This window comes from Meridianimaribacter flavus (assembly GCF_004366715.1).
In the GTDB taxonomy this organism is placed as follows: Bacteria; Bacteroidota; Bacteroidia; order Flavobacteriales; family Flavobacteriaceae; genus Gaetbulibacter_B; species Gaetbulibacter_B jejuensis.
In genome coordinates, this window is the sequence record NZ_SOQZ01000003.1 from 1 (window position 1) to 2,500 (window position 2,500).

A 2,500-nucleotide genomic window follows, 5' to 3' on the forward strand; every position below is an offset into this window, starting at 1 on the left:
TGGGCGAAATTTTTCGAGAAAAACATTAAAAAAAAGTAAAAAAAAGTTTGCGATAAAGAAAAAATAGGTTGTATATTTGCAGCCGCTAAAAACGGGAACGTTGAGGCAAAAAGTTCACAAGAAATACTGATTAAGAAAAGGGTTTTGGATTGTTTCGAAAAAATTTTCAAAAAAAAATCAAAAAAGATTGTGGGATAAAAAAAAGGGTTTTATATTTGCACCCGCTTAACCGATAAGACGGTTTAGAAGAGAAGATAAAAGTTCATTAACATATTGAATTGACAGCGTAAAATTAGCATTGGAAACGATGTTAATTAAACAAAAGAATAGACCATTTTGAGTACTGAATAAAATTCCATATTAGTTGTTAAATAATATTTAAGATTTAACGATGAAGAGTTTGATCCTGGCTCAGGATGAACGCTAGCGGCAGGCCTAACACATGCAAGTCGAACGGTAACATGGAAAAGCTTGCTTTTCTGATGACGAGTGGCGCACGGGTGCGTAACGCGTATGCAATCTACCTTTTACAGGGGGATAGCCCAGAGAAATTTGGATTAATATCCCATAGTATCAAGAGTCGGCATCGGCATTTGATTAAAGATTTATCGGTAAAAGATGAGCATGCGTCCTATTAGCTAGATGGTGTGGTAACGGCACACCATGGCAACGATAGGTAGGGGCCCTGAGAGGGGGATCCCCCACACTGGTACTGAGACACGGACCAGACTCCTACGGGAGGCAGCAGTGAGGAATATTGGACAATGGGCGCAAGCCTGATCCAGCCATGCCGCGTGCAGGAAGACTGCCCTATGGGTTGTAAACTGCTTTTATACGGGAAGAAACACTCCCTCGTGAGGGAGCTTGACGGTACCGTAAGAATAAGGATCGGCTAACTCCGTGCCAGCAGCCGCGGTAATACGGAGGATCCAAGCGTTATCCGGAATCATTGGGTTTAAAGGGTCCGTAGGTGGATAATTAAGTCAGAGGTGAAATCCTGCAGCTCAACTGTAGAATTGCCTTTGATACTGGTTATCTTGAGTCATTATGAAGTGGTTAGAATATGTAGTGTAGCGGTGAAATGCATAGATATTACATAGAATACCAATTGCGAAGGCAGATCACTAATAATGTACTGACACTGATGGACGAAAGCGTGGGGAGCGAACAGGATTAGATACCCTGGTAGTCCACGCCGTAAACGATGGTCACTAGCTGTTCGGATTTCGGTCTGAGTGGCTAAGCGAAAGTGATAAGTGACCCACCTGGGGAGTACGTTCGCAAGAATGAAACTCAAAGGAATTGACGGGGGCCCGCACAAGCGGTGGAGCATGTGGTTTAATTCGATGATACGCGAGGAACCTTACCAGGGCTTAAATGTAAGTTGCATGATTTAGAGATAGATCTTTCTTCGGACTACTTACAAGGTGCTGCATGGTTGTCGTCAGCTCGTGCCGTGAGGTGTCAGGTTAAGTCCTATAACGAGCGCAACCCCTGTTGTTAGTTGCCAGCGAGTAATGTCGGGAACTCTAGCAAGACTGCCGGTGCAAACCGTGAGGAAGGTGGGGATGACGTCAAATCATCACGGCCCTTACGTCCTGGGCTACACACGTGCTACAATGGTAGGTACAGAGGGCAGCCACTGCGTGAGCAGGAGCGAATCCTAAAAACCTATCACAGTTCGGATCGGAGTCTGCAACTCGACTCCGTGAAGCTGGAATCGCTAGTAATCGGATATCAGCCATGATCCGGTGAATACGTTCCCGGGCCTTGTACACACCGCCCGTCAAGCCATGGAAGCTGGGAGTGCCTGAAGTCCGTCACCGCAAGGAGCGGCCTAGGGTAAAATTAGTAACTAGGGCTAAGTCGTAACAAGGTAGCCGTACCGGAAGGTGCGGCTGGAACACCTCCTTTCTAGAGAAAGACGACTAATAAGGAAGTTCAAAAAAGGAATAGTCTGTTCTTTTGCTGTTAATTTAAATGATCTATTATAGTAGAGTCTCATAGCTCAGCTGGTTAGAGCGCTACACTGATAATGTAGAGGTCGGCAGTTCGAGTCTGCCTGAGACTACTAAATTAATAGGAAATTCTGGAAGTTGAGTAGTGGTTATAGTCTAACTACTAACTACTATGTACTAACGACTAGTATATGGGGGATTAGCTCAGCTGGCTAGAGCGCCTGCCTTGCACGCAGGAGGTCATCGGTTCGACTCCGATATTCTCCACAATAGCGAAAGCTAAAAAGTTCATTGACATATTGAAAAAGATACATGAAAATTAGATAGAAATATTTAATAAAATTAAATTATTGTAACGAGCAATAATTGTAACTCATTAAAAAGACAAGAAGTACAATAAGCTAAATAAGAGCGTATGGGGAATGCCTAGGCTCTCAGAGGCGATGAAGGACGTGATAAGCTGCGAAAAGCTGCGGGGATTGGCACATACAAATTGATCCGCAGATATCCGAATGGGGCAACCCAGCATGTTGAAGACATGT

At 44.2% G+C, this 2,500-nt stretch carries 2 tRNA genes and 2 rRNA genes (1 of these 4 cut by a window edge); all 4 read left to right on the forward strand.

From position 1 onward, the window contains the following. Nucleotides 1–388 precede the first annotated feature (388 nt). Nucleotides 389–1,914: ribosomal RNA gene (locus A8975_RS07050) — 16S ribosomal RNA — on the forward strand. Nucleotides 1,915–1,997: 83 nt separating this feature from the next. Continuing rightward, nucleotides 1,998–2,071, forward strand: a tRNA-Ile gene (locus A8975_RS07055). Between the two features lie 80 nt (nt 2,072–2,151). Beyond that, nucleotides 2,152–2,225, forward strand: a tRNA-Ala gene (locus A8975_RS07060). 127 nt (nt 2,226–2,352) lie between these two features. Further along, nucleotides 2,353–2,500, forward strand: a 23S ribosomal RNA gene (locus tag A8975_RS07065) (it continues 2,668 nt past the right edge of the window). Together the 16S and 23S rRNA genes with 2 tRNA genes alongside form the textbook arrangement of a ribosomal RNA operon.